The 22,278-nt window shown below is 63.9% G+C and carries 21 protein-coding genes and 2 pseudogenes; 1 reads left to right on the top strand and 22 read right to left on the bottom strand.

The window, feature by feature from the left end; genetic code table 11:
• Positions 1–11 precede the first annotated feature (11 nt).
• From B4F19_RS02115 to B4F19_RS02045, 15 genes and pseudogenes are all read right to left on the bottom strand, one after another.
• The gene (locus B4F19_RS02115) at positions 12–890 is read right to left on the bottom strand and encodes a cytochrome b/b6 domain-containing protein (protein ID WP_292732572.1); all 879 of its coding nucleotides are present in this window, start codon (positions 888–890) and stop codon (positions 12–14) included.
• Between the two features lie 678 nt (positions 891–1,568).
• Positions 1,569–2,537 carry an electron transfer flavoprotein subunit alpha/FixB family protein gene (locus B4F19_RS02110; RefSeq protein ID WP_292732570.1) on the bottom strand — a complete coding sequence of 323 codons (969 nt, stop codon included), beginning with the start codon at positions 2,535–2,537 and terminating at the stop codon, positions 1,569–1,571.
• 10 nt (positions 2,538–2,547) lie between these two features.
• Positions 2,548–3,323 (bottom strand): annotated as a pseudogene (locus B4F19_RS02105) (electron transfer flavoprotein subunit beta/FixA family protein).
• A gap of 34 nt (positions 3,324–3,357) precedes the next feature.
• A complete protein-coding gene (locus B4F19_RS02100; protein ID WP_292732568.1) occupies positions 3,358–4,140 on the bottom strand; it encodes an SDR family NAD(P)-dependent oxidoreductase in 783 nt (260 codons plus the stop codon).
• Positions 4,137–5,297, bottom strand: a complete 1,161-nt coding sequence (locus B4F19_RS02095; protein WP_292732566.1) for an acyl-CoA dehydrogenase family protein — start codon at positions 5,295–5,297, stop codon at positions 4,137–4,139. The genes B4F19_RS02100 and B4F19_RS02095 overlap by 4 nt, the downstream gene beginning before the upstream one ends.
• Complete coding sequence (locus B4F19_RS02090; protein WP_292732564.1) at positions 5,294–6,082, bottom strand: enoyl-CoA hydratase/isomerase family protein; 789 nt, start codon at positions 6,080–6,082, stop codon at positions 5,294–5,296. The genes B4F19_RS02095 and B4F19_RS02090 overlap by 4 nt, the downstream gene beginning before the upstream one ends.
• On the bottom strand, positions 6,079–6,924 hold the full coding sequence (locus B4F19_RS02085; RefSeq protein ID WP_292732562.1) for a MaoC/PaaZ C-terminal domain-containing protein: 846 nt from the start codon (positions 6,922–6,924) through the stop codon (positions 6,079–6,081). The genes B4F19_RS02090 and B4F19_RS02085 overlap by 4 nt, the downstream gene beginning before the upstream one ends.
• Positions 6,908–8,071, bottom strand: a complete 1,164-nt coding sequence (locus tag B4F19_RS02080) for an MFS transporter (protein WP_292732560.1) — start codon at positions 8,069–8,071, stop codon at positions 6,908–6,910. The genes B4F19_RS02085 and B4F19_RS02080 overlap by 17 nt, the downstream gene beginning before the upstream one ends.
• A gap of 83 nt (positions 8,072–8,154) precedes the next feature.
• On the bottom strand, positions 8,155–9,351 hold the full coding sequence (locus B4F19_RS02075; RefSeq protein WP_292732558.1) for a CaiB/BaiF CoA transferase family protein: 1,197 nt from the start codon (positions 9,349–9,351) through the stop codon (positions 8,155–8,157).
• Entirely contained in the window at positions 9,345–10,286 is a 942-nt protein-coding gene (locus B4F19_RS02070; protein WP_292732556.1) for an LLM class flavin-dependent oxidoreductase, read from the bottom strand. Before B4F19_RS02070 ends, B4F19_RS02075 begins: the two co-directional genes overlap by 7 nt.
• On the bottom strand, positions 10,283–11,449 hold the full coding sequence (locus B4F19_RS02065; protein WP_292732554.1) for a CaiB/BaiF CoA transferase family protein: 1,167 nt from the start codon (positions 11,447–11,449) through the stop codon (positions 10,283–10,285). Before B4F19_RS02065 ends, B4F19_RS02070 begins: the two co-directional genes overlap by 4 nt.
• Positions 11,450–11,468: 19 nt before the next feature.
• Entirely contained in the window at positions 11,469–12,686 is a 1,218-nt protein-coding gene (locus B4F19_RS02060; protein WP_292732552.1) for a CaiB/BaiF CoA transferase family protein, read from the bottom strand.
• Positions 12,683–13,795 (bottom strand): CoA transferase, encoded by a 1,113-nt coding sequence (locus B4F19_RS02055; protein ID WP_292732550.1) that lies wholly within the window; start codon positions 13,793–13,795, stop codon positions 12,683–12,685. The genes B4F19_RS02060 and B4F19_RS02055 overlap by 4 nt, the downstream gene beginning before the upstream one ends.
• Positions 13,792–14,970: an acyl-CoA dehydrogenase family protein gene (locus B4F19_RS02050; protein WP_292732548.1), complete on the bottom strand. Its 1,179-nt coding sequence runs from the start codon at positions 14,968–14,970 to the stop codon at positions 13,792–13,794. The genes B4F19_RS02055 and B4F19_RS02050 overlap by 4 nt, the downstream gene beginning before the upstream one ends.
• Complete coding sequence (locus tag B4F19_RS02045) at positions 14,970–16,163, bottom strand: CaiB/BaiF CoA transferase family protein (protein ID WP_292732643.1); 1,194 nt, start codon at positions 16,161–16,163, stop codon at positions 14,970–14,972. Before B4F19_RS02045 ends, B4F19_RS02050 begins: the two co-directional genes overlap by 1 nt.
• Before the next feature lie 132 nt (positions 16,164–16,295).
• Between B4F19_RS02045 and B4F19_RS02040 the strand changes: the two genes are divergently transcribed.
• Positions 16,296–17,024 (top strand): FadR/GntR family transcriptional regulator, encoded by a 729-nt coding sequence (locus B4F19_RS02040; RefSeq protein ID WP_292732547.1) that lies wholly within the window; start codon positions 16,296–16,298, stop codon positions 17,022–17,024.
• A 24-nt stretch (positions 17,025–17,048) separates the two neighbouring features.
• Here B4F19_RS02040 and B4F19_RS02035 read toward each other — a convergent pair whose 3' ends face one another.
• From B4F19_RS02035 to B4F19_RS02010, 7 genes and pseudogenes are all read right to left on the bottom strand, one after another.
• Positions 17,049–17,291, bottom strand: coding sequence for a Zn-ribbon domain-containing OB-fold protein (locus B4F19_RS02035; protein WP_292732545.1), 243 nt, complete (start codon positions 17,289–17,291; stop codon positions 17,049–17,051).
• 15 nt (positions 17,292–17,306) lie between these two features.
• A pseudogene (locus tag B4F19_RS15845) lies at positions 17,307–17,456 on the bottom strand (zinc ribbon domain-containing protein); the annotation flags it as partial.
• Positions 17,453–18,613 carry a thiolase C-terminal domain-containing protein gene (locus B4F19_RS02030; RefSeq protein ID WP_292732543.1) on the bottom strand — a complete coding sequence of 387 codons (1,161 nt, stop codon included), beginning with the start codon at positions 18,611–18,613 and terminating at the stop codon, positions 17,453–17,455. The pseudogene B4F19_RS15845 and the gene B4F19_RS02030, both read right to left, overlap by 4 nt.
• 25 nt (positions 18,614–18,638) lie before the next feature.
• Complete coding sequence (locus B4F19_RS02025; RefSeq protein ID WP_292732541.1) at positions 18,639–19,421, bottom strand: enoyl-CoA hydratase/isomerase family protein; 783 nt, start codon at positions 19,419–19,421, stop codon at positions 18,639–18,641.
• Positions 19,418–20,584 carry an acyl-CoA dehydrogenase family protein gene (locus B4F19_RS02020; RefSeq protein ID WP_292732539.1) on the bottom strand — a complete coding sequence of 389 codons (1,167 nt, stop codon included), beginning with the start codon at positions 20,582–20,584 and terminating at the stop codon, positions 19,418–19,420. Before B4F19_RS02020 ends, B4F19_RS02025 begins: the two co-directional genes overlap by 4 nt.
• 19 nt (positions 20,585–20,603) lie before the next feature.
• Positions 20,604–21,374: an enoyl-CoA hydratase/isomerase family protein gene (locus tag B4F19_RS02015; RefSeq protein WP_292732537.1), complete on the bottom strand. Its 771-nt coding sequence runs from the start codon at positions 21,372–21,374 to the stop codon at positions 20,604–20,606.
• Positions 21,375–21,377: 3 nt separating this feature from the next.
• The gene (locus B4F19_RS02010) at positions 21,378–22,247 is read right to left on the bottom strand and encodes a 3-hydroxyacyl-CoA dehydrogenase family protein (RefSeq protein WP_292732535.1); all 870 of its coding nucleotides are present in this window, start codon (positions 22,245–22,247) and stop codon (positions 21,378–21,380) included.
• Positions 22,248–22,278 lie beyond the last annotated feature (31 nt).

Below are 22,278 nucleotides of genomic sequence, written 5' to 3'. Positions count from 1 at the left end.
GCTTCTCCTCACTACCGTCCGGAAACCGTGCCGAACAACCTGGCGATCGGTGCGAGAACGACAGGACGTGCCGCAACCCAAGCGCCAGCCAAGACGGCCAGAGATGCAGCGAAGAACCAGAAGCCAGCCCAATTGTCGGCATAGGCGTCAGGATCGCCGGAACCCTGCATCGCGTACATGTGATTCAGGTTGCGAAGAGCCCCGGTCGCGAGCACAAGGAACACGTGGATCACTATGAAGACCACGAAATAGACCATGGTCGGATAGTGGACGGCACGTGCCCACTCGACGGGGTATGCCCGGCTGAGCGCCTTCGCGTTCTTCGGCCATATACCCGACATTCTTATGCCCGACAAGACGGCCAGTGGCGCTGCGACGAAGACGGTCACGAAATACGCGATCTGCTGGAGAGCGTTGTAGTTGACCCATCCGTTCTCGGTGGGCCAGTCAAGCGAGATGTATTGCAGAAGTGCGCTGACCGCGTTCGGAACAACCTCCCACGATGTGGGGACGATGCGCATCCACTGGCCCGAGATGAACAGCAGGGCGATGAACAGGACCCCGTTCAGTAGCCACAAGATGTCCAACGACTGGTGGAACCACAGGCTCAAGCTGATCTTGCGATCTCTGTTCCAGCGGGGAGTCCAGTAGGCTCCCGGCCGCGTCTCGCGCCGAACCTGCAGCCCGGAACGGATGATGAGCAGCATGAAGAAGGTGTTGAGGAAGTGCTGCCAACCGAGCCACGCCGGAAAACCGACCGGCGCCCCGTCCGGCAGGTGGTACTCACCCGGGTAGGCAGCCAGCCACTCTCGCATCACATCCAGCGAGAGGAACCATCGAACCGCCAGAACAGCCATCCCCGCGGCGAAGACGAGGCCAAGGCCGCCCACGAGTGCGACCCCCACCCACTGCCGGATCGTGAAGGGTCCGTAGCGCCGCGCTTGGGCGCGTGGGTCCCGCGGCGCGGAAGCAGCCCTCCCTGGCCAGGCGGAGCGATGCATGCTCAGCGGTTTCCGCGACGTCACGGCTGCGCCATCGCTTGTCGGCGGCGCCGAGGCAACGGGCGCTGCGGCGCCTTCCGTCGATGCCGCGGGGACGGTGCTCAACGGGGCTTCGGCGCGGGGAGACTCACCGAACGGAGCGACCACAGCATCGTCGGCCGGCCATGCCTCGCCGCCGGGAGTGCGAGGAAGCCCTCGTCGGGGCGCCATTCCGGTCGCAGACTCGGTTGGTGTGTCACCTACGCCCTCCGCTCGTCGCAACGGCGGGGTGGGCGAATCGATACCCTGGGTACCGGAGGCCGACGCATCGTCCGCAGAGTCGCCGGAAGGCCACGGCTTTCCGCTCTCAATGCGTGGCAGTCCTCGGCGCTTTCGGGCGGGTGAGAGCTTGGGGCTGCTCCGCTCGCCGTCCTCCCCTACCACTTCGGAGCTGACCGCCTCCTCCCGCGCCGCCGCTCGCGCAGCAGGTTCGATAGGACTCGAACCGACTCCCGGCCACGGCGAGCCGCTGATAGTGCGCGGGAGTCCGCTTCGGATGGGTGAGTGGCTCATGGGTTCCTTCAGCCTCTACTTCCGTCGGGCCTCAATCGCGGAAATCAGTTGCGGAACGACCTCGAAGAGATCTCCGACGACACCGAAGTCCGCGATCTCGAAGATCGGTGCGTCCGCGTCCCTATTGATCGCGACGATCGTTTTCGCGGTCTGCATCCCGGCGCGGTGCTGGATCGCACCCGATATGCCTAGTGCGACATACAATTGGGGCGACACGGATACGCCGGTTTGACCGACCTGTGCGGCGTACGGAATGTAGCCGGCGTCAACGGCTGCGCGCGATGCCCCCACAGCCGCTCCGAGAGCGTCCGCGAGCTCTTCAACAAGGGCAAACTTTTCTTGAGACCCGAGTCCGCGGCCTCCGGAAACAACTCTGGAGGCACCACGAAGCTCTGGCCTGGAAGACTGCGCGACCGCGGCCTTGAAGCTGTCGATCCTGGCAGCAGGTTTGCCGGATGGGGCGACATTAAGAGGAGCCGCGTTGAGTGGCACCTGTTCTGCGCGAGCTTCGATGGCACCTTGACGCACGGTTATCACCAGCGGACCCGAGGTGACGGCGGAAGACGTATTGTAGGCACCGCCATAGACGGAGTGGTGCGCTACGACGCCCTCATCGTCCCGGGAAACACCGACGGCATCGACCGCGAGACCGAGGCCTAGACGCGCAGCCACGCGCCCTGCCGCGTCCCGACCCTCTATCGAGTTCGACACGAGCACAGCGTCTGCCCCGATCGTCGTCACGGCGACTTCCAGAGCATCGACGATGGGCACAGTCAGCTCGCTACCATCCGAGGCAACCGTCAACACGCGCGTCGCACCGAGGCGGGCAGCCTCCGACGATGCACCGCCAAGACGATCCTCGCTCGACACAATCACCGCGACCGGCGAGCCTATTCCCGCCGCTGCGCCCAGTAGCCCGGCGGCCGACTTCGCGACCTCCCCGGAGGGGAGCACGTCCACCAGAACCAAGACTTCGTTCGACATCGTCACTCCCTCAGATCAGTCGGTTCTTGACGAGGAACTCCGCAAGCTGCTCTCCGGCGTCACCTTCGTCGACGATCTTCAATCCCGCTTCGCGGGGCGGCTTCTCCGCGACCGCGATGAGAATCGACCGTCCCGCAACATCGCCGGCATCGACGTCGAGATCCGCGAGGGAAAGAATCTCAAGCTGCTTCTTCTTAGCCGCCATGATCCCCTTGAAGTTTGGAAATCGTGCGTCTGGGAGCGCCTCCGTAATCGAGATGACTGCGGGTAACGCCACCGAGACCTCCATGGATCCGGCATCAGAGGCACGGACACCGGAGACTTGATCGGGCGAAATGCTGAGAGACGAGAGCGCCGTCGCCTGCGCGACTCCGAGACGCTCGGCAATCATTGCCGGGATAACCCCCCCCCAACCCCGTCGGTCGACTGGTTCCCCGCGATGACGAGATCGAAGCCTGTCTTCTCGATCGCGGCCGCAAGCACTTGAGAGGTGAGCCCGAGGTCCGCGCCAATGAGCGCATCGTCCACGACGTGCACTGCCGATGCGGCTCCCATGGCGAGACCCTTGCGAATGGTCGCGGCGGCAGACTCGGGAGCTACCGAAACGACGACAACCTCCGTGTCGGCGTGTTCGTCTGCGTACGAGAGTGCAACCTCTAGTGCCCGCTCGCCGATCTCATCCAGCACCGATTCGGACGCCCCCCGAGCTGCTAGCCCGGTCTCGAGGTTCAGCTCGCGATCCCCCCACGTGTCAGGTACCTCTTTCACCAGAACCAGGATCTTCATGCCTCCTCCTTTGGGTTGACGATTTCTTCCGTGTTCACCAGGTTCGTCCGCCGTTAACAACGATGAGTGAGCCGGTGGTGTAACTGGAGTCAGGTGAGGCGAGATACAGCGCCGCCCCAGCGATCTCATTGGGATCGGCAATGCGCCCCATCGGCACCGATGCGAGCAGCTGGTGCTGAGCGTCGTTCCGCGGCTCGCCGTCTTCGCTCACGAGTCCAGGGCAGAGCGCGTTGACGCGAATGTGTGGCGCGAGCTCACCCGCGAGAGTGCGTGTCATCATCCACAGCGCAGCCTTGCTGGCGCCGTACGCGCCGAGCCCCGGCGACGGTTGGAGGCCCGAGCCTGACATCAGATTGATGATCGACCCGCCCCGACGTTGCATCATGCCCGGCGCGATCTTGCGAATGAGCCGGAATGGTGCGAGGAGATTGGTGCTCATGACCTCGTGCCATTGACCGTCACCGGCATCGATGAGGTGGTCGCCTCGACTCACTCCGAGGGTGTGAGCGTTGTTGACCAGGACATCGACGGACGTGACGGGAATCGCATCGAAGATCTTCGAAAGCCCGGACTCTGTGGCGACATCCGCCGCGACGGTGCAGACCTTCGCGCCGGTCGTCGACGAGAGCGCCGCCGCTACCCGTTCGAGGCGTTCGCGCTCACGCGCGACAAGAACGAGGTCCGCGCCGGCGTGCGCGAACGCGGTGGCGATCGCCAGGCCGATATTGCGGCTAGCGCCCGTGATCAGCGCCGTGCGCCCGTCGAGTCGGAACGAGCGGGGCGGGGCGAGGCTGAGCGTTGTCACGATCGAACTCATCGTGCGCCGTCCAGGATGTGAAGTTCTTGCGCGATGATCCGGTGTTGGATCTCCGCCGTCCCCTCCACGATGGTGAAGAAGCGGACGTCTCGGTAGAGGCGTTCAATCTCCGAGTCCTCCATATAGCCGGCTCCTCCGAAAACGCGCAGCATCTGGTCGATGACATCGACCGCGGTCTCGGCGGCGACGAGTTTCGCCTGCGAGCATTCCAGGACCGGTATCACCCCGGTACGGGAGTACATATCGGCCGCGTGGTACGCGAGCAACTCGGCCGCACGTAGCCGAGCGCTCGACTCTGCGAGCTTCATCGAAATCTCTTGATGCGATCCAATCGGCTTGCCGAATGTGTGGCGGGTACGCGCGTAAGCCATCCCCAAGTCGATCGCCCGCCGCGCTGCCCCCAACGCCGAGGCTGCTACCAGTGCCCGTCCGATGACAAGCACTCCGAGGATGTCGGCGAGCGTGCCCCCACCTGCCGGGGACAGCCGACGGTTGTCGGGTATGCGCACGTTGTCGAACACAAGTTCACCGACCTCGGAGGATCGGCAACCTAGTTTGTGAAGTGTGCGCTCGCAGGCGTAACCCTCATCCTCGCGCATCACCAAGAAGACGCCGTAGTTGCCCGAGGCACCGACCCGCGCCGTCACTGCAATCGCATCGGCGAGCGGGCCGTTGGTGATGAAGGTCTTGCGGCCCCTGATTATCCAGCCGTCGTCCGTCCGCTCAGCGACAGTTCGCATATTGCGCACGTCCGAGCCACCGTCCGGCTCAGTGATAGCCATAGCGATTACGAACTCACCAGCAAGCGCCGGCACCAACCAGCGCTCGTGACCTGCGGGGGAGCCGAATCGGTGGAGGTACGCGGTGCCCACGTGGTCCTGATGACCGAGCCCTGAAGAGAGCCCGACCGATACGTATGAGAACTCCTCGCGGACGACCATCGCTGCGGAGAGGCCACCACCGCCTCCACCGACCTCCGCGGGATAGTGCGTGCCGAGAAAGCCGTGCCGCCCCGCGAGCGCGAACAGCTCGCGCGGGAACTTCTGGTCTCGCTCGGCAACCTCTACGCGGGGCAGGATCTCCCGCTCAGCAAAGGATCGCGCGGCCGCTCGCAACTGTGCAAGGTCGCCACCGAGTTCGAGAGGAGCGAGCGTCATTTCGAGGCGACCTTCCTCGCCGCGAACCGGCGCAGGCGCTCGTCTCGGTCGGCGTCCGGCACGAGGTTGAGGCGCCCGCGATGATTGAGGCGATCGTCGTCCCATTGCGCCTCACCGTAGGGTCGGCCGAACCCCGAGTTGAGCATCTGTTTGATGTAGGAGATGGCGCGCGCGCTATTCGACGCGATGCGTCTTGCCAGTTCCATGGTCTCTGCCGTCAGCTGATCTGCCGGCACAGCACGGCAAGCGATACCCAGTTCAGCAGCGCGCACCCCCGACAGGGGTTCGCTCGTGTAGAGCATTTCGCGCGCGAGCGCGATACCGAGTCTGCGTGAGTACCGCTGAGGCTCCCCGGAACCGGGCACGAGACCGAAGCGGGCGTGGGTGTCCTGGAAGATCGCGGTCTCCGCCGCAATGATGAGGTCGCAGCAGAGTGCGAGGTGAAAGCCGCCTGTCATCGCATGACCGCGGACGACCGCTATGACGGGCACGGGGACCTCCCCGAAGCGGTCCCAGACTCTCGAACCGCCCAGACCCGCTTCCCCCACCGTCCGGGAGTCGGGGTTGTGCACAGCCGACAGATCAGCACCCGCGCAGAAATCGGGGCCCTCTCCAGTGAGCAGCACGACGCGGGCGCCGCGCTCACCCACAGCGACGTCGAGGGCACGGCCGAGCTCTTCAAGCATGTCGAGCGTGAGCGCGTTTCGGCGCTCGGGACGGTTGAGCGCGATCTCGATGATGCCGTCGGCGAGCTCCGTGGACTTGACGGTCGCTTCCACGTTCATCGGCTCTCCCAACCAAGATCGAGGACTCCATCGCTCAAGACCAAACGCTCGCCGACCTGAGCGTTGAATGAGAGGTGGTCGCCGCTACCGCCGATCCGGACCTGGAGCGTGTCTCCTGGGAGAACGGGTGATCTAAATCTGACTGACAATCGCCGTAACGACGACCAGGCATGGTCCGTCATGACATCCAGCACCGACCGCGCGACGATCGCCGCCGTACACAGCCCATGAAGGATAGGGCGTTCGAAACCGGCGGCGCGAGCAATCGCGGGGTCCCAGTGGAGCGGGTTGTCGTCTCCGGTCTGGGCATAGAGGAGCGCCTGCTGCGGCAGTGTCTGAACGTCGATTCTCGTATCGCCAATCTCGATGGCAGCAGGTGCTTCAGGATCGGCCGGCACATGAGGTTGCCCGCATCGCGCCCCCCGTATGACGCTCGTCACAATATTGCGCGCGAGAGGGACACCACGACGATCGACGCTCACCGTTTCGCGTCGCACAAGAACACCCGTGCGAATGTCACCGACCGATAGGAGACGCGATGTGCTCGTGCCGCTTTCCTCGTGAGCGAGGGGGCGAAGGAGCTCGAGTTCGTGACCCGCATAGATCACATCAGCGGGTGAGTAGTCGAGTCCAGGAAGCGGCACATAGCGAAGGCTGTGGGCATCGGCGAGCAGCATCGCAAGCGTTGGCAGAACCTCCGGTTGTTCGGTCGTGACCAGACGGAGGTCCGCAGAATCAACCGGTGAAGCGGGCGCACCAACCGCCAGGGCGTATCGACGGACCTCTGCTGGCCCCCATTTCCATGGCACCACGCCGTAGGCGGGGTCAATCCACGTTGTCATCCGGACCTCCCGAATCGTCCGACGATCGCGTCGCGCTGGAGAGCGATCGACCGAAGATCATCGCCGCTACGACGGCGAGAACGAGGACGACCCCCTGGAGAACCCAGCCCACGCTGTAGGTCGTGGCTTGCACGATCGAGCCGAACAGGAATGGTCCGACCGCGAGCCCGATGAAGAATCCGCGCAGCATCCTGGCCGCCGACACGCCGACGGAGCGACGCGGAACGTTCTGCATGATCGTGACCATCCCGAGCGCATTCCAGCCCACGATGGTCGCTCCGCCCACCGCAGCCGAAGCCCAGATCATCCACGGGTAGATGAGTGCGAGCACACACATCACAGCAGAGCACGCGCCGAGCCCCGCGATCAGTTGGAGAAGCACCGCGGGACGGACGCCCCTCTCGCTCAGCCTCGCCCATACGACTCTCGCCATCACGGAAGCGAGCGCGAATACACCGAAGACCGCCCCACCGGTGATCGCCGAGAAGCCCAGCCTCTCGGTCGAGTACAGCACGTAGAAGCCGTTGCACACGCCGGTTGCGACGCCGAGGAGAAGGGCATAGGCGGCTAGCCAGCCGAGCCAGCGTGAGTTCACTACCTCTGACTCCGGATGGCGATCCGGTGAGAGTTCCTTGGGAGGCGCTGCGCGAAGCGCGATGACGGTGACGATCGCCAGGATGGGAATTGCGCCCGCAGCGAGTGCGGCGATGTGCCACCCCGCCAACACGGCAAGAGGCGGGAGTGCAAAGGCCAGAACGAGTCCCGCGCCTGTTGCTCCCGACTGCTTGATTCCGGTCGCGAATGCCCGTGACCCGGGTGGAATCCTGTGAGCGATCATGCCATTGCTGCCCGGATTCGACGCCGCCATCGCCAATCCACCGAGAAGCAAGGTGACCACCAAACCGGGCCAACCGAAAGTGCTCGCAAGGGCGATGCTCGCCAGCAATGAGCACAGGGCGCCCACGACGATGACGCGCACCGGGTCCCAGCGATCCGCGAGGCGACCGATCGCTCCGCTTGACGTGGCGGCTACGACATATAGCCCGCTGAGAATCAGGCCGATCCCGGAGGTCGAGATCCCCAAACTTTCGGTGAGGAACGGTGAAAGTGTCGAGAATGAGTAGGTAGCCGTGGCTCCCGTGGCCATCGCTAGCGACAGGGCGGATATGAGCAGCGGCCCACCGCTCGACCTGCGCCGCCCCGGCTCGGGGAAGGTCGAGTCTCTTGACACTAGACGGTCGCCCGCGGAGCACGTTCTCGGGTCCCTTCCAGTAGCTGCTGATCAGCCCCGAGTTGCGGCGCCGTACGCGTCGGGATATGTGGATGGCCACCGAGCTTCACCGGGTTGCCTGCCACTTTCAGCTCACCGACCACGGGATCATGAAGTGTTGCGAGCATCTCGCGCGCCGCGACCTGTGGGTCGGAGAAGAGATCGGCTACATCCTGGACAGGGGCGGCAGGAACCCCCGCAGCCGTCAGAACGCTAGCCGCCTCCACCGGGGTTAGCGCCGAGGCCCATTCCTCGATGAGAGGGCGAAGCACGAGGTCCTGATTGGAGGACCGCTCCATGCCGGTTCGTAGGCCCTCGGCGGCAACTAGGTCGGGCCGCTCGATGGCCACGCAGAATCTCGCCCAGATCCAATCGCTCGCGATCCCGACCGCAAACCATCCGTCTTTTGCGCGAAAGGCGCCATAGGGCGCCGAAGTAGGACTGAGGCCGCGCTCGGGAATGACTCCGAAGTGAGCGTAGTGTCCGACGGACTGTTCATTCAGCGCCACCATCACGTCGTACATGGCGATGTCGACGTGCTGCCCTTCTCCGGTGGCATCGACGCCTCGCAAGGCGAGCACGACACCGAACGCTGCCATCACTCCTGCGAGCTGATCCGCGACAGGGGCGCCCAGATAGAGCGGAGGCTGCCCCGCCTCTCCGACGCGCGTCATCATTCCGCTCATAGCCTGGGCAACGATGTCGAACGCGGGAAGGTCGGCGTAGGGGCCCCGCGGGAGGACGTCACCGTGTCCGAATCCTGAGATGCTCGCGTAGACCAACCGTGGATTGCGCTCCCGCAACTGACTCCACCCGAGGCCGAGCCTGTCCATGGCGCCCGGTCGCAAGTTTTCCCATACGACATCGGCTTCATCGACCAGTCGGAGGAATGCCTCCTTCCCTTCCGCAGACTTCAGGTCGAGAACCACGCTGTGCTTGTTGCGGTTGATCCGCAAGAAGCTGTAGCTCATCCGCCCCTCCGCGGTTTCGTAGTTCGGTGTCGCCCTGCGATAGCCGTCTCCCTCCGGGGGTTCGACTTTGATTACTTCTGCGCCGAAGTCCGCGAGCAGCATGCTGCCGTACGGACCCGACAGGAAGTTCTCGATCGCGAGGACCCGGACACCGCGGAGCGGCCCTGTTTCGTTTGCGGTCACCATTGACCTCCACCTTCTTGCCGCCAGATCCGCAGAACCTCTGCGGAGTGATTCTCGAGCGAGGACACCAGATCCCCCGGTTCGTGTAGTGGTCGCAGGACAACATCGGTGACACCGTCCAGCGCGTAGTCCCGAAGTCGTTCGGCGATGACCTCGACCGGACCGCACGGCACGCATTTGCTGACTGTCCCTGACATGTCGCGGTGGTACTGCGCCGAGAGGTATGCGGTCGCTCTCTCCTCGGCAGATGCGACGTCCGAACCAAAGCATGCGAACACATGCGCAACGACCCGGAGCTGGCGTGACGGCGCGAGCTCACGTAACCGTCGGATGCCCGATTGCACTCGATCTGGACTCATCAGGTAGGGCATCCAGCCATCGGCGAGTCGGGCCGCGCGTTTGAGGGCGGCATCAGATCGGCCCCCGATGATGATCGGCACTGTACCCGACACCGGACGCGGCAGGACCTGCACGTCATCGAAGTCGAAGTAGTTGTCGTGCAGGCTTGTCGGCTCGCCACGCCATAGCTCCTTCAAAACTTGGACGGTCGCGTCCGTACGTCCCGCTCGTTCTCCGATAGGTATCCCCGCCGCTGCGAAGTCCGCGTCGAACTCGCCTCCAATTCCAACTCCGAGGAGAGCGCGCCCGCCACTGAGATAGTCCAGGCTCGCGAAAGCGCGAGCTGTGATAGTTGGCGACCTCAAGGGAAGCAGGTACACGCCCGTTGCGAGCTCGATACGTGAGGTACGGGCCGCGACTGCTGAGAGGAGGACGGCCGGATCGAAAAGGGGGTGAGTCCACGACACATGGTCGTTGACCCAGAAATGATCGAATCCGATTTCGTCCGCGCGTTGACCGAACGTCAACACTTCCTCGGCCCGCGGAAAGCCGAGCGTTCCGGGGCCAAATCCTGTTCCGAGTCTCGGTTTGGTCGTCATCGCACCACTCCGGCTTCACGCAACGCAATCAGCTCCTCAGCCGAGACTCCCACGTCACGGAGGACGCCATCGGTGTCCTCTCCCAGCGCAGGGGCAGCCGCGTTCCTCGGTCGCTCCGCATCGGTGAAGACGAACGGCGATCGCACCGCGTCCTCGGGGGCACTTCCACCAAGAAGACCGCGGGCGGCGAAGTGTTCATTCGTCAGCGCATCACCAATGGTTAGCAGTGGCGCAGCGGGGATCCCTTTCGCCTGCATCACCTCGAACCACTGCCCCACGGTCCGCCCCCGAATCCGCTCTCGGAGCCGGGCATCCAGCTCGCCGAAAGCGTCGTGATCATGCTGCCGAGGGATGTCGTCTTCCATATTGAGCAGGGCGCACAGTCTCTCCCAGAACACGGGTTCCATGCACCCCAGACTCAGCCAGTCCTCGTCGGCGGTCGCATAGATTCCGTATCCCGGCAGCGCACCCGTGACCGGGAGCCCGTTAGGGAGTGGCTCCTGCCCGGTTCCTATCCACCACTGCGCCCGCGTCTGCTGCCAGTAGAGGGCTCCCTCAGCCATACTGAGGTCCAGGTAGTCGCCGACGCCAGAACTATTGCGGCCTATCAACGCAGCCAGGATCCCGCTCACAGCCATGGTCGCACCACCACCTATGTCGGCGATCGGGAGCCAAGGGATCCTTGGCTGATCCGAAGTCCCGAAATAGCGCAAGAGACCCGAGAGCGCCATGTAATTGATGTCGTGGCCCGGGAGAGCAGCGTAGGGCCCAGTTTGGCCGTAGCCTGATAGCGACGCGTACACGACACGCGGATTGATCTCGCGCACGACATCCGGACCGATCCCAAGCTCTGTCACCAGGCCGGGACGGAAGCCTTCGATGACCACGTCCGCGTCCGCTGCAAGTCGCAAGACCAACTCGCGGCCACGATCGGCTTTCAAGTCGATGGCGACGGATCGCTTGCGGCGATTGAGCATGCCGAAGCGGACCGATCCGGCATCGCCGAGCGGTGGATTGGATCGCTCAGGGTCTCCTCCGCGCGGGTGCTCGACCTTTACGACATCGGCGCCTAGGTCAGCAAGCATCATCGTCGCAAACGGCCCCGGCAAGATCCTCGTGAGGTCGAGTACCTTGATTCCGGTGAGAGGTGCGGGTTGTGTCACAAGTGTTCCCTTCGAGCCGTCATGCCAAGACCCCGTCGTCGCGAAGTGATGCGATATCCGAGATGCTCATTCCGAGGAGGTCCTGCAGGACGGTGTCGGTCTGTTGGCCCAACAGAGGCGCTGGCGTATCGAGGCGACCGGGCGTCCGCGAAAGGCGGGGTGTCGTCGCGGTGTAAATGGTGTCCCCCATGACGGGATGGGGGAGCGTCTCGAAGGCCCCGCGCGCACGGAGCCCAGAAGCGCCCTCGAGCAGCTCACCCGCATTGCGGACGACGGACACGGGAACTCCGCTTCGCACAAGGCGTGCTTCGATCTCGTCCGGCTCGAGCGCAGACGTCCAATCCGCCAGTTGTGACTCGATCGTGTCGCGGGAAGCCAATCGACCTTCGAAGGTCGACCAGCGGTCCGCAGCAAAGGAATCGAGGCCGGTCGCGCCCGCCAGCCCTCGCCACTGGCGATCGTCCATGACGGCAATCGCCACCCAGCGGTCGTCACCCGCGGCAGGGAACACTCCATGAGGCACGGCATGGGCGATCCGGTTGCCATCGCGAATCGGTGCGTGGCCGAGCGCAGCAGCCTCGATGGCCGGGCCAATGACGTTGATGGTCGACTCCAACTGCGAAAGCTCGATCCGCTGTCCCTGGCCCGTAAGTGCTCTGTGCCTTAGAGCGCCAAGGACCGCGAAGACCGCGTGGAGGGGGTTCGGCACGTGATCCGGATAGTTAGTCCCCGTCCCCACGGGCTCACGGTCGGGATATCCGCACAGCTCATGCAGTCCGCACAGCGCGACCAGCGTCGCCCCAAATCCCGAGAATGTCGAGTGCGGTCCTGACTCGCCCTGCATGGGCATCGCAAGATAGATCAGATCCGGACGAACTTCGGTGAGCTCTTCATATCCGAGCCGCCATTTCTCCATGGTTCCGGGACGGAAGCTTTGAGCGCATACGTCACTGACCGTCGCCAGACGTAGAACAACGTCTCGCGCGCGCGGGTGCGTAAGGTCGAGCGAGATACTGCTCTTCTGCGGGTTGCGGTCCGCGAAGTAGCCCGATCGCTCCAATGGATCGGTTCCGGGCGCGAACGGTCCCGTCCGTCGAAGTGGGTCGGGACGTGATCGCGATTCGACCTTGATTACTTCAGCGCCGAACTCGGCGAGGATCTTCGTACCAATCGGCCCCGCGCCAACCCACGTGAAGTCCAGGACGCGTACACCACTGAGAGGTAGCGCCGAGCTCATACCGGCACCTCCCTCTTCTGCTCTGCGATGGCCCACGGGGTTCCTGACATCCGAAAAGGAGCTCCGACGTGACGTGCCCCGTCTGGGCCGGCCTCGAAGAATCCGCGGGCGTTCAGATGCTCACTTGCCAGGAGATCGTTCGGATTGTTGATCGGACAGATCGCGATCCCGCGCCGCTGCGCCGCAGCGTAGATATCGGCCTTCGCGAAGCGCGAAGCGAAATCCTCAAAGACCTTTCGGAAGCGTTCCTGGGCGTACAGCGTCTTCCGAAACTCATAGTCGGCCCACTCATCCGAACTGAGCTCGTCTGCACCGACCGCACCGGCCTCCCGCAACCACGCGGTGAGATTCTGCCAACCCTGTGCCGTGCTGAGTCGCCCAACCATGACATAGAGGTACCCGTCTGCACAGGAGTAGACGCCGCTTCCGGCTTCCTCGTACCCCGGTCCTGATCTCCGACGAATGACGCCCTCCAGATCGGCGTATTGAAGCGAGTTCTCGAGCGCCGTGGCAACTGCCTCGGTGACAACCACGTCCACCTGCTGACCCGCGCCATCACGGTCACGTGCGAGGACAGCGAGCATTGCCCCTACCGCAGCGTAGAGGCTACCCATGCGCCAACTCTGGTCTCCATACGCACGCGTAGGAGCGCGATCCGGCCATCCCGCGAGGGTCAGAAACCCTCCCGCAGCGCTACTCACGATGTCGCTACTGGGCCGCATGGCATCATCGCCTTCGATACCCCACGGGGTCACTCGCACTCGAATGAGATCTTCCCGGCGTAGGCAGTCGTCCTCACCCGGCAAGCCGAGCTGCTCGAGTACATCGGGCGCACCCGATTCGAGAACGATGTCCGCAGCGTCGATGAGTTGGGCAAGGCGGCGCGTGCGGTGGCCCTTCGCGGTCGGCAACTCCACCGGCACTTTGCCCCGGTGGAGATACGCCTGAACGACGGGGTCGGGATCGACGTTCCACCCCCGGACGGTGAGGCCAACGGGCGCAACAACACGCGCAACCTCCGCGCCCAGTCCTGCAAGGAGCCGACCGGCATACGCTCCGCTGTCGTCCCCGAGCTCCACGACGCGGATCCCGTCGAGCGCGCCGCTCACCGGCTCGCCCGCCGCTTGATAGATAGCTTGGCGACCTGACCGCGGTGGATCTCCGACGGCCCCTCAAGGATGCGGAGTACGCGACTATTGCGATAGACGTACTCGATGGGCAGTTCTTTCGAGTAACCCATTGCGCCGTGCACCTGCATTGCCCGGTCGACGACACGGCTCAACATCTCCGTGGCTTGCACCTTCACAGAACTGGCCTCAAGCCTGATGTCTCGTTCCCCCGCATCGAGTGCCGTGGCAGCGTCATGAACCATAAGACGAACCGCATGAAGCTCCATGACGGAGTCCGCGATCATGTTTTGCACGGACTGCCGGTCGGCGAGCGGAGCTCCGAAAGTGTGACGCTCGAGGCTGTACGAGCACATCATGTCGATCATGCGTTGCGCCTGACCGGTGCACCTGGCTCCAATTTCGACCCGACGCACGCCCAATCGGTTTGTGAGCGGCGGAAATGCGTTGCCGATCTCCCCAAGGACTGCATCGTCCGCGACCCGAACATTGTCGAAGAAGAGCCCGAAGGGGCGCTGTTCCCCCATGGTCGGTATCGGAGCGGAGATGTCGAGACCGGGCGCGTCTCGGTCGACGAGGAATGCGGTCATCCCGCCGCGGCTGCGCTTCTCCTGGTCCGTCACGGCGATGACGATAAAGAAGTCCACCGTGTCCGCCCAGGAGATCCACAGTTTGCTGCCATTTATGACCCACTCGGAGCCATCCTTGACGGCCGTCGTGCGGATACCCGCCGCGTCCGCTCCTGCGTCGGGCTCGGTGAGAGCGAGCGCGGATGTCATGTCACCTCGACAGAGGGGCTCGAGGTAGCGCTGCTTCTGCGACGACGTCGCCACGGCGTCGAGATAGGAGATGTTGGGACTCTCGGGAGGGAGGCGGTAGGGGGTGATGCTGTAGTTGACCTCTTCCAACGCCACCGCTTTCGCCTGCAATCCGAGACCAGCGCCGCCGAGCTCCTCAGGAACCTCTATTCCCCAAAGTCCGAGTTCCCGTACTGCTGCGGTGAGCTGCTGCTCTCTCTCGGGCTCGATCAGGGGAACCTTGTCGAATCCCCGCTCGACCTCGCGTCGGATGACCGATTCCTCGAGAGGCACAAGCTCTCGCCGCGTGAAGTCTCGCGCGATCTGCTGGACGGCCTCCAGCTCCTCGGTGAGGCGCATCAGGTTGTCTCTCTTTCGTCGGGGTCATTCCTGGTACTGCCGAGCCACTCGGCGAGGACGTCATCGGTGTCGGCACCAAGCTGCGGAGAGCTGCGCGGCTCGAGAGGAGGCAGTCGAGTCCCCTTGACTGGATTGCCCGCGACGCGCACCTCGCCCAGGACCTCGTCTGGAACGCGTACGATCATGTCCCGCGCGGCGACGTGCTCGTCCTCGAAGAGGTCGGCGACCCCCTGAACGGGCGACGCCGGCACGCCGGCTGCGCCGAGAGCAGCGACGATCTCGGAGACTGAGCGCTCGCCGGTCCACCGCTCGATAAGAGGGAGCAAGTGATCGTCCATCGCGGACGCGCGTAACGTTCCGTTAGCGTAGCGAGGATCAGTCGCAAGTTCGGGATGGCCGATGACTTCCGCGAATCGCGCAAAGATCGCCTCACCAGACACGGCAATCGCCACGTATCCCTCACTGGCCCGCACGAGTTCGAATGGCGCCGAGCTTGGCAACCTTCCTCTGAGCGGCGCGACACCGTGCCACCCATAGGCACCGACTGCGTACTCGTTCAGGTGTATCCCCACATCGAACATCGCAACGTCGAGGTGTTGCCCGAGCCCCGTACGCTCGCGCTGATAGAGGGCGAGTAGCGTAGCGGTTACGGCCCAATCGCCCACAGACGTGTCGATCAGCGGGAAGCCGACGGGAGACGGTGGGTCACCCTCTCGTCCCGACGTGTACGCAATGCCGGACATAGCCTGACCGATGAGATCGAAAGCAGGCATCTTGGTGTACGGACCCGCTTGCACGTCCGGCTGCCCGAAGCCGGATATCGACACCAGAATCAGCCGCGGGTTTACGGCCGACAGCGTCTCATAATCCAGGCCAAGCTTGGCGAGAGTCCCCGGGCGAAGATTCTGCACGAGCACGTCCGCGACACTCGCTAGCTCCAGGAACCTCTCCCTACCCGCGCCTGTCGCCAGTTCGAGCACCACGCTGCGCTTGCCGCGATTGAGTCGGCTGAACCACACACTGCTGACGGCACTCTCCGTGCTCTTGATTGGCGGGAAGGAACGATACGTATCCCCCGTCGGCGGCTCGATCTTGACGACGTCCGCACCCCAATCGGCAAGAAACATCGTGGCCGTTGGCCCCGCGACGAAGTTCTCGAGCGCGAGGACGCGGACCCCCGCCAACGGCCGCATGGTCGTTTCGCTCATCTGGACCTGTCCTCTCTGACTATCATAATGTTAGCATAGTTACCGATATAGCTAGTCGTGAGATAAAGTTGTCTCACAGACACGCCGGGGGCCCGGTCAACACGGAACGGGAGCGGGATGCCTGAGGTCGTCTTCGACAAGATCAAGCAAAAGAAGCTCGCGGACGTCATCGCCGCGCAGATACGTGGCGAGATCCGGAGCGGTTCGTTGCGAGTCGGGGACCGCCTCCCCACCGAGCGAGAGCTGATCGAACAACTCGGCGTGAGCCGCGCAACGGTTCGAGAGGCGCTGATGCTCCTCGAAGCCGACGGGTTCATCCAAGTACGCTCCGGTCGACACGGCGGAGCCTACGTGACCACTCCCCGCATCGAACGGCTGGCGACGATCCTCGACGTCATACTGGCCGTCGAGAACACCACCACCGAGCAGCTTCTCGAGGCGCGCGCGCTCATGGAACCCCTCGCCGTGCGCCTTGCTTCGCAGAGGGCGACCGCTGAGGACCTCGAACGAATCGAGGCATCCATCACTCGAGCCGAAGAGCATCCCAACGACCCTGAGATCGTCGCTGAAGAGGCCGCCCGTTTTCACATACTCGTCGCGGAGTCCACACACAACGGCGTTATCTCGGCACTCACTGCCACAACGCAGCAGCTGATATACAGCCGCGCGTCCGAGGCGTTCGCTACACAGACTGACTCCACTATCCGAGCCCACCGGCTGATCCTCGACGCGATTCGATCTCGCGATCCCGAGACGGCAGCGCGTCGCATGACACGCCATGTCGAAGCGTTCCGCGTAGTCCTCGACGGAAAAGAGCTGACGGAAGCTCCGCCGCCGCCCCGATGACTCCGCTTCTTGCCTCATCGTGAATCAGAGAACGGGGCGGAACTTCGGAATGGCGAACTCGTCCGTCACCTCGTCGAAAACGACCGTGACCTTCTGGCCGACTTCAATCTCGTCTGCCGCGACATCGACGAGGTTGGAGATCATCGTGTGCGCGCCATCGACGCGGATGAGCGCAACGTTGTACGGAAGCTCCGGCGCCCACGCGGCATTGAAGGATTGGTGATACACGATCCACGACCACACCTCACCGGTGCCCGGAAGAACCACCCACTCAAAATCGGTTGATAGGCACTCCGTGCAGACGGGGCCAATCGGCCACCGGCGGTGACCACAGGCCAGGCACTCCTGGATCGTGAGCTCGTGTCGCTTGCAGGCATCCCAAAAAGGCTGGGATCCATCGGTTGGAACGGGGAGCGGCTTGTCGTAGGTCATTTCGTGAGCACCAATGCGTTCGCTGTGTTGAGGGCCATTCCGCGACCCGTGGTCAGGCAGGTCTCGGCATTCGCGACCTGACGGTCGCCAGCTTCGCCTCGAAGCTGGCGGACACCTTCGACGATGTGCGTCCACCCCTGCATGTAGGCATCAGAGAGGCTGCCGCCGTGAGTGTTCGTGGGCAGCGTCGAACCCAGCCGCAGGTTCCCTTCCGCAACGAACGCGCCGCTCTCCCCGGGGGCAACGAATCCGCCGTGCTCGAGCCACAACAGGACAGAGAACGTGAAGTTGTCGTAAAGTTCGGCGACGTCGATGTCTCTCGGCCCAAGACCTGACATCGCCCAAGCCTCATCAAGCACCCCCCGCTGATGCGGCAGATACCACCAGTCGAGCTCCTCCGACTTGCGCGCGGTGTACCCCTGACCCATGCCCGCGATGTGTACGGGCGGCTTGGCGAGATCCTTCGCTCGGCCCGAAGAGGTGACGATGATCGCAACCCCGCCGTCGCTGATCAGACAGCAGTCCAGGAGGTGGAAGGGTTCGACGACCATTCGAGAACTCTGATGATCCTCGAGTGTTATCGGCTTGCCGTGCATGACGGCGTCCGGATTCAACTGCGCATGTTGGCGGAAAGTGACGGAGACAGCCCCCAGCTGCTCGCTCGTCGTGCCATAGAGCGCCATGTGGCGCCGCGCACCGAGCGCGCTGTTGGCCTGCGGTCCGAACATGCCCCAGATGCCCCAGTTCAAACCAGGGTCGCCGTTTGGGCTGTTGAAACGTTGCCCCCCCGTGAGGGCCGCGTCCCCGAAAACGCAAGCCACGGTCGTCGCCAATCCCGCGTCGATCGCCATGACCGCCTCTTGGACAAGCGCCCCTGCCGTCGCGCCACCCATCGACTTCGACGCCGCGTACCGCGGGTTGATGCCCGCAGCCTCCGAGAGGCGCAGATAGTGGTTCGCCCCCTCCCGGGATGTCGTGCCGGGATGCGTGAGCACACCGTCGATCTCGCTCTTGTCAATACCCGCATCGGCAATGGCGGCCGTCAGGGCCTCCAGCCCGAGCCCGAGCGCGGTGCTTCCCGGCATCTTGCCCATGCGCGTTCGGCCTACGCCGACGATCGCTGCGCTGCCGCTGAGCGGGTGATTGGTCTGTGCCACAGTGCTGTTCTCCTTCGCGGTGGCGCTAACGTCCGCGGAACACGGGAGGGCGCTTCTCGGCGAAAGCCGCACGCCCTTCCGCGCGATCCTCGGTGTCGCGGATGAGGTTGAAGAGGGTCCTCTCGAGACTCAGCGCCTCGGGGAGAGGAAGATGTCGTCCGCGCCACGCGGCTTGCTTGACCGCCTGGAGGGACAGGGGGGCATTACGTGCGATCCGGTGCGCGACGTCCATCGCCGTCGCGATCAATTCCGTCGGCGCCACAACACCGTTGAGGAGTCCGGCGCGTTCGATGCGATGGGCATCCCATCGGTCACCCGTCAGCAGCAGCTCCATAGCGAGGGCCCAGGGCGCTTGCCGGATGATGCGCTGCGTGCCGCCCGCACCCGGCATCGACCCGATACCGACCTCGGGAAGCCCGAAGCTCGCTGTTGACGACGCGTACCTTAGGTCGCAGGACAGGGCGAGCTCGAATCCGGCGCCTAACGCGTATCCGTTTACCGCGGCGATGACGGGCTTCCAGAATTCCATTCCTCGCGAGAGATGTTGGGGTGGGACACCGAACTGATCCTCGAAGGAGCTAGTCGGAGGCGTCCCACGTAAGTCCATTCCCGAGCAGAACGCACGATCGCCGGCACCGGTGATCACCACGACGGCGATGTCCGAATCGTCTCGGAACTCCCCCAACGCATTGCCGAGCTCATCGATCATGCGCGGCGTCATGCTGTTTCGAGCTGCTGGACGATTGAGAGTCAGAAGGCCAACGGCGCCATCGCGTTCTACGAGCACCTCACCGACGGCCTCGGTCACAGGCCCACCGCTTTCGCGAGAATGCGATGCTGAATCTCGGTCGTTCCCTCCACGATCTGGAAGTAGCGGACGTCGCGGTAGAGGCGCTCGATCTTTGATTCCGTCATGAATCCCATACCACCGAAGACCCGCATCATCTGATCCACCACCCAGAGCGCCGTCTCGCTCGCCATGAGCTTGGCCTGAGCACACTCGCGTACAGGGACAACCTCGGACGAATCGCACAACACCGCCGCACGGTAGGTGAGGAGCCGGGCCGCTGCGATGCGCGCATCGGCCTCAGCGAACTTCATCGAGATCTCCTGGAACTTTCCGATCGGACGGCCGAACGCCTTGCGCTCTTTCGCATACTGAAGTCCCAGGTCGAACGCCGCCCCCGCGACTCCCAGTGACGCGGCCGCGATGAGCACACGGCCTCGGATCAGGACATCCAGAATGGCGTCGATGCTCGACCCTTCGGGAGGCGACAGCCTTCGAGAGGCGTCGAGACGCACGTTTTCGAACACCAGTTCACCCACCTGGGACGATCGGCATCCCAACTTGCTCAAGGTGCGCTCCACCGAGTAGCCCGCGTCGTCTGCCTCAACCATGAACACCGCAAACCTGTCTTCGGCCTGCTTCGCCACCACACCCACGACGCCGGCGATCGGCCCATTCGTGATGAAGGTCTTGCGGCCGTTCAGGACGAATTCGTCTCCATCTGCGCGAACGGTCGTCCGAATGGCGCGCACGTCCGAACCTGCATCCGGCTCGGTGAGACCCCACGCGGTGATGAGCTCACCAGCGATCGACGGCCTCAACCACCGCGCCTTCTGCTCGTCACTGCCGAACTTCGCCAGGTAGGCGGTGCCGATCTGACCCTGGATACCGAGGCCGGCCGCGATCCCCGCGCATACTCGCGAGACCTCCTCACGGAAGATCATGTCCGCGAGGAGGCCAGCCTCGGACCCGCCCCACTCCGAGTCGAACTGCAGGCCGAGAAGGCCTTGCTCGCCGGCACGACGGAAGAGTGAGACCGGGAACGTGCCCGAACTCTCCGCCTCGTCGACAAGGGGTGCGACGTCACGCTCGGCGAACGCACGTGCCGACGCACGGAACTCTTCGATCTCGGGAGGCAGCTCGAACAGCGCAGCCGCGCTCAGCAACTCGGCGGTTGTCATCATGGATTCTCTTTCGTGTAGTTCAGGTGGCAGTGAACGCCGGGGGGCGCTTCTCCGCGAACGCGCGCGGGCCCTCGGCAGCATCGTTGGTGGAGAACAGCGACTTGCTAAGGCGCTGCTCGATCTCGAGACCCCGTTCGAGAGTCTCGTCGGCACCTTCATCGACGGCACGCTTCGCGGCGCGCACCGCAAGCGGTCCGTTGTTGACGATCGTTCGCGCGAGTTCCATCGCCCGCTCCATGAGCTGAGCAGATGGGACCACGGCATTGACCATCCCGATTTCGTAGGCGCGGCCCGCCGAGATCGGCGCTCCCGTCATCAGCATCTCCAGGGCCACGGCGCGAGGGATTCCTCGAACGAGGCGCTGGGTACCGCCACCGCCGGGCAAAAGAGCCCACTTGGCCTCCGTCAGACCGAGCACCGCGTGATCAGCGACGACGCGAATGTCACAGGCGAGCGCCAGTTCGAGGCCCCCACCAAAGGCCGCGCCGTTGAGAGCCGCAATGATCGGCTTGTCTGTCCGAAAGTCCCGGGTAATGAAGCCAAACGGCGGCGCCACGTAGTTCGGGTCGGATCGCTCGGTCGGATCCATCTCCTTCAAGTCGGCGCCGGCGCTGAAGGCCTTGTCTCCAGCGGCGGTCAGCACCGCCACCCACGCATCGTCGTCCGCGACGAACTCGGTGAATGCGGCTTCGAGACCCGCTCGGGTTTCCTTGTTGATCGCGTTCCGCGCCTCAGCGCGGTCGATCGTGATGATGCGAATGTGCCCATCGTGGACCACGGTGACCGGCATGACTCAACTCCCATTCTCGGTGTACTCGTACCAACCGGCGCCGGACTTGCGCCCGAGCCGCCCGGCCGCAACCCTCGCCACGAGGCTCGGTGGCGGCGCAAACCGTTCGCCATACGCTTCGCGAAGGTTGCGTGACCCTTGCAGTGCGATGTCGAGACCGTTGTAGTCGTTTAGCTCGAACTGACCCATGGGATGGTTGAAAGCCAGACGCATCGCCTTGTCGAGGTCTTCCATCGAGGCGATGCCCTCTTCGTAGATGCGAATGCATTCCAGGCGCAACGCCATGATCGCGCGAGTCGTAATGAACCCGGGTGTGTCCCGCTGACAGACGATGCTCTCCTTCCCAAGCTGGGTAGACAGCGCGATGGTGCGCTGCAGCATCTCGTCTGTGGTCACGGTGCCTCGGATGATCTCCACGAGTCGCATGATCACGGGCGGGTTGAAGAAGTGCATACCTACGACACGCTGGGGGTTCGCCGTCGCGGAGGCGATGGCAGTGATGCTCAGCTGGCTGGTGTTTGTGGCGAGCAGAACGTCCGGGGCGGTGCGGGCATCCACATCCGTGAAAACGCGCTGTTTGAGTTCGAGGATCTCGGGCACCGCTTCGATGACGACTTCCGACCCGCTCAGGGCCTCATCGAGGTCCGACCGGAACCACATCCGGCCAAGGATCGCCTGGGACTCTTCCTCGCTAATGCTTTCTTTCTTCACGAAGCGGCCGAGGCTGGTCTCCACACTTTTGCGCGCGCGCTCCAACGCGGCTTCATCCACGTCGTACACACTGACCTCGATGCCGCGCATGGCAGCAAGCTGACCAATCCCGTGCCCCATGGTCCCCGACCCGATGACGGTCAAACGAGCAATATCTGACATGCTTCTCCTTCGTTGCATACCTGCTACTAGT

The sequence above is a fragment of the Microbacterium sp. UBA1097 genome, assembly GCF_002313585.1.
Taxonomy (GTDB): Bacteria; Actinomycetota; Actinomycetes; order Actinomycetales; family Microbacteriaceae; genus Microbacterium.
This window is presented reverse-complemented; position numbering and strand designations above follow the sequence as displayed.

Bases quoted from the DNA above. Each gene is read 5' to 3' on its own strand.
- B4F19_RS02100 (WP_292732568.1), bottom strand. From the start codon at position 4,140: ATGAGTTCGATCGTGACAACGCTCAGCCTCGCCCCGCCCCGCTCGTTC.
- B4F19_RS02070 (WP_292732556.1), bottom strand. From the start codon at position 10,286: ATGACGACCAAACCGAGACTCGGAACAGGATTTGGCCCCGGAACGCTC.
- B4F19_RS02045 (WP_292732643.1), bottom strand. From the start codon at position 16,163: ATGCGGCCGTTGGCGGGGGTCCGCGTCCTCGCGCTCGAGAACTTCGTC.
- B4F19_RS02085 (WP_292732562.1), bottom strand. From the start codon at position 6,924: ATGACAACGTGGATTGACCCCGCCTACGGCGTGGTGCCATGGAAATGG.
- B4F19_RS02040 (WP_292732547.1), top strand. From the start codon at position 16,296: ATGCCTGAGGTCGTCTTCGACAAGATCAAGCAAAAGAAGCTCGCGGAC.
- B4F19_RS02050 (WP_292732548.1), bottom strand. From the start codon at position 14,970: ATGCGCCTCACCGAGGAGCTGGAGGCCGTCCAGCAGATCGCGCGAGAC.
- B4F19_RS02095 (WP_292732566.1), bottom strand. From the start codon at position 5,297: ATGACGCTCGCTCCTCTCGAACTCGGTGGCGACCTTGCACAGTTGCGA.
- B4F19_RS02010 (WP_292732535.1), bottom strand. From the start codon at position 22,247: ATGTCAGATATTGCTCGTTTGACCGTCATCGGGTCGGGGACCATGGGG.
- B4F19_RS02080 (WP_292732560.1), bottom strand. From the start codon at position 8,071: ATGGCCACGGGAGCCACGGCTACCTACTCATTCTCGACACTTTCACCG.
- B4F19_RS02015 (WP_292732537.1), bottom strand. From the start codon at position 21,374: ATGCCGGTCACCGTGGTCCACGATGGGCACATTCGCATCATCACGATC.
- B4F19_RS02060 (WP_292732552.1), bottom strand. From the start codon at position 12,686: ATGAGCTCGGCGCTACCTCTCAGTGGTGTACGCGTCCTGGACTTCACG.
- B4F19_RS02110 (WP_292732570.1), bottom strand. From the start codon at position 2,537: ATGTCGAACGAAGTCTTGGTTCTGGTGGACGTGCTCCCCTCCGGGGAG.
- B4F19_RS02020 (WP_292732539.1), bottom strand. From the start codon at position 20,584: ATGATGACAACCGCCGAGTTGCTGAGCGCGGCTGCGCTGTTCGAGCTG.
- B4F19_RS02075 (WP_292732558.1), bottom strand. From the start codon at position 9,351: ATGGTGACCGCAAACGAAACAGGGCCGCTCCGCGGTGTCCGGGTCCTC.
- B4F19_RS02090 (WP_292732564.1), bottom strand. From the start codon at position 6,082: ATGAACGTGGAAGCGACCGTCAAGTCCACGGAGCTCGCCGACGGCATC.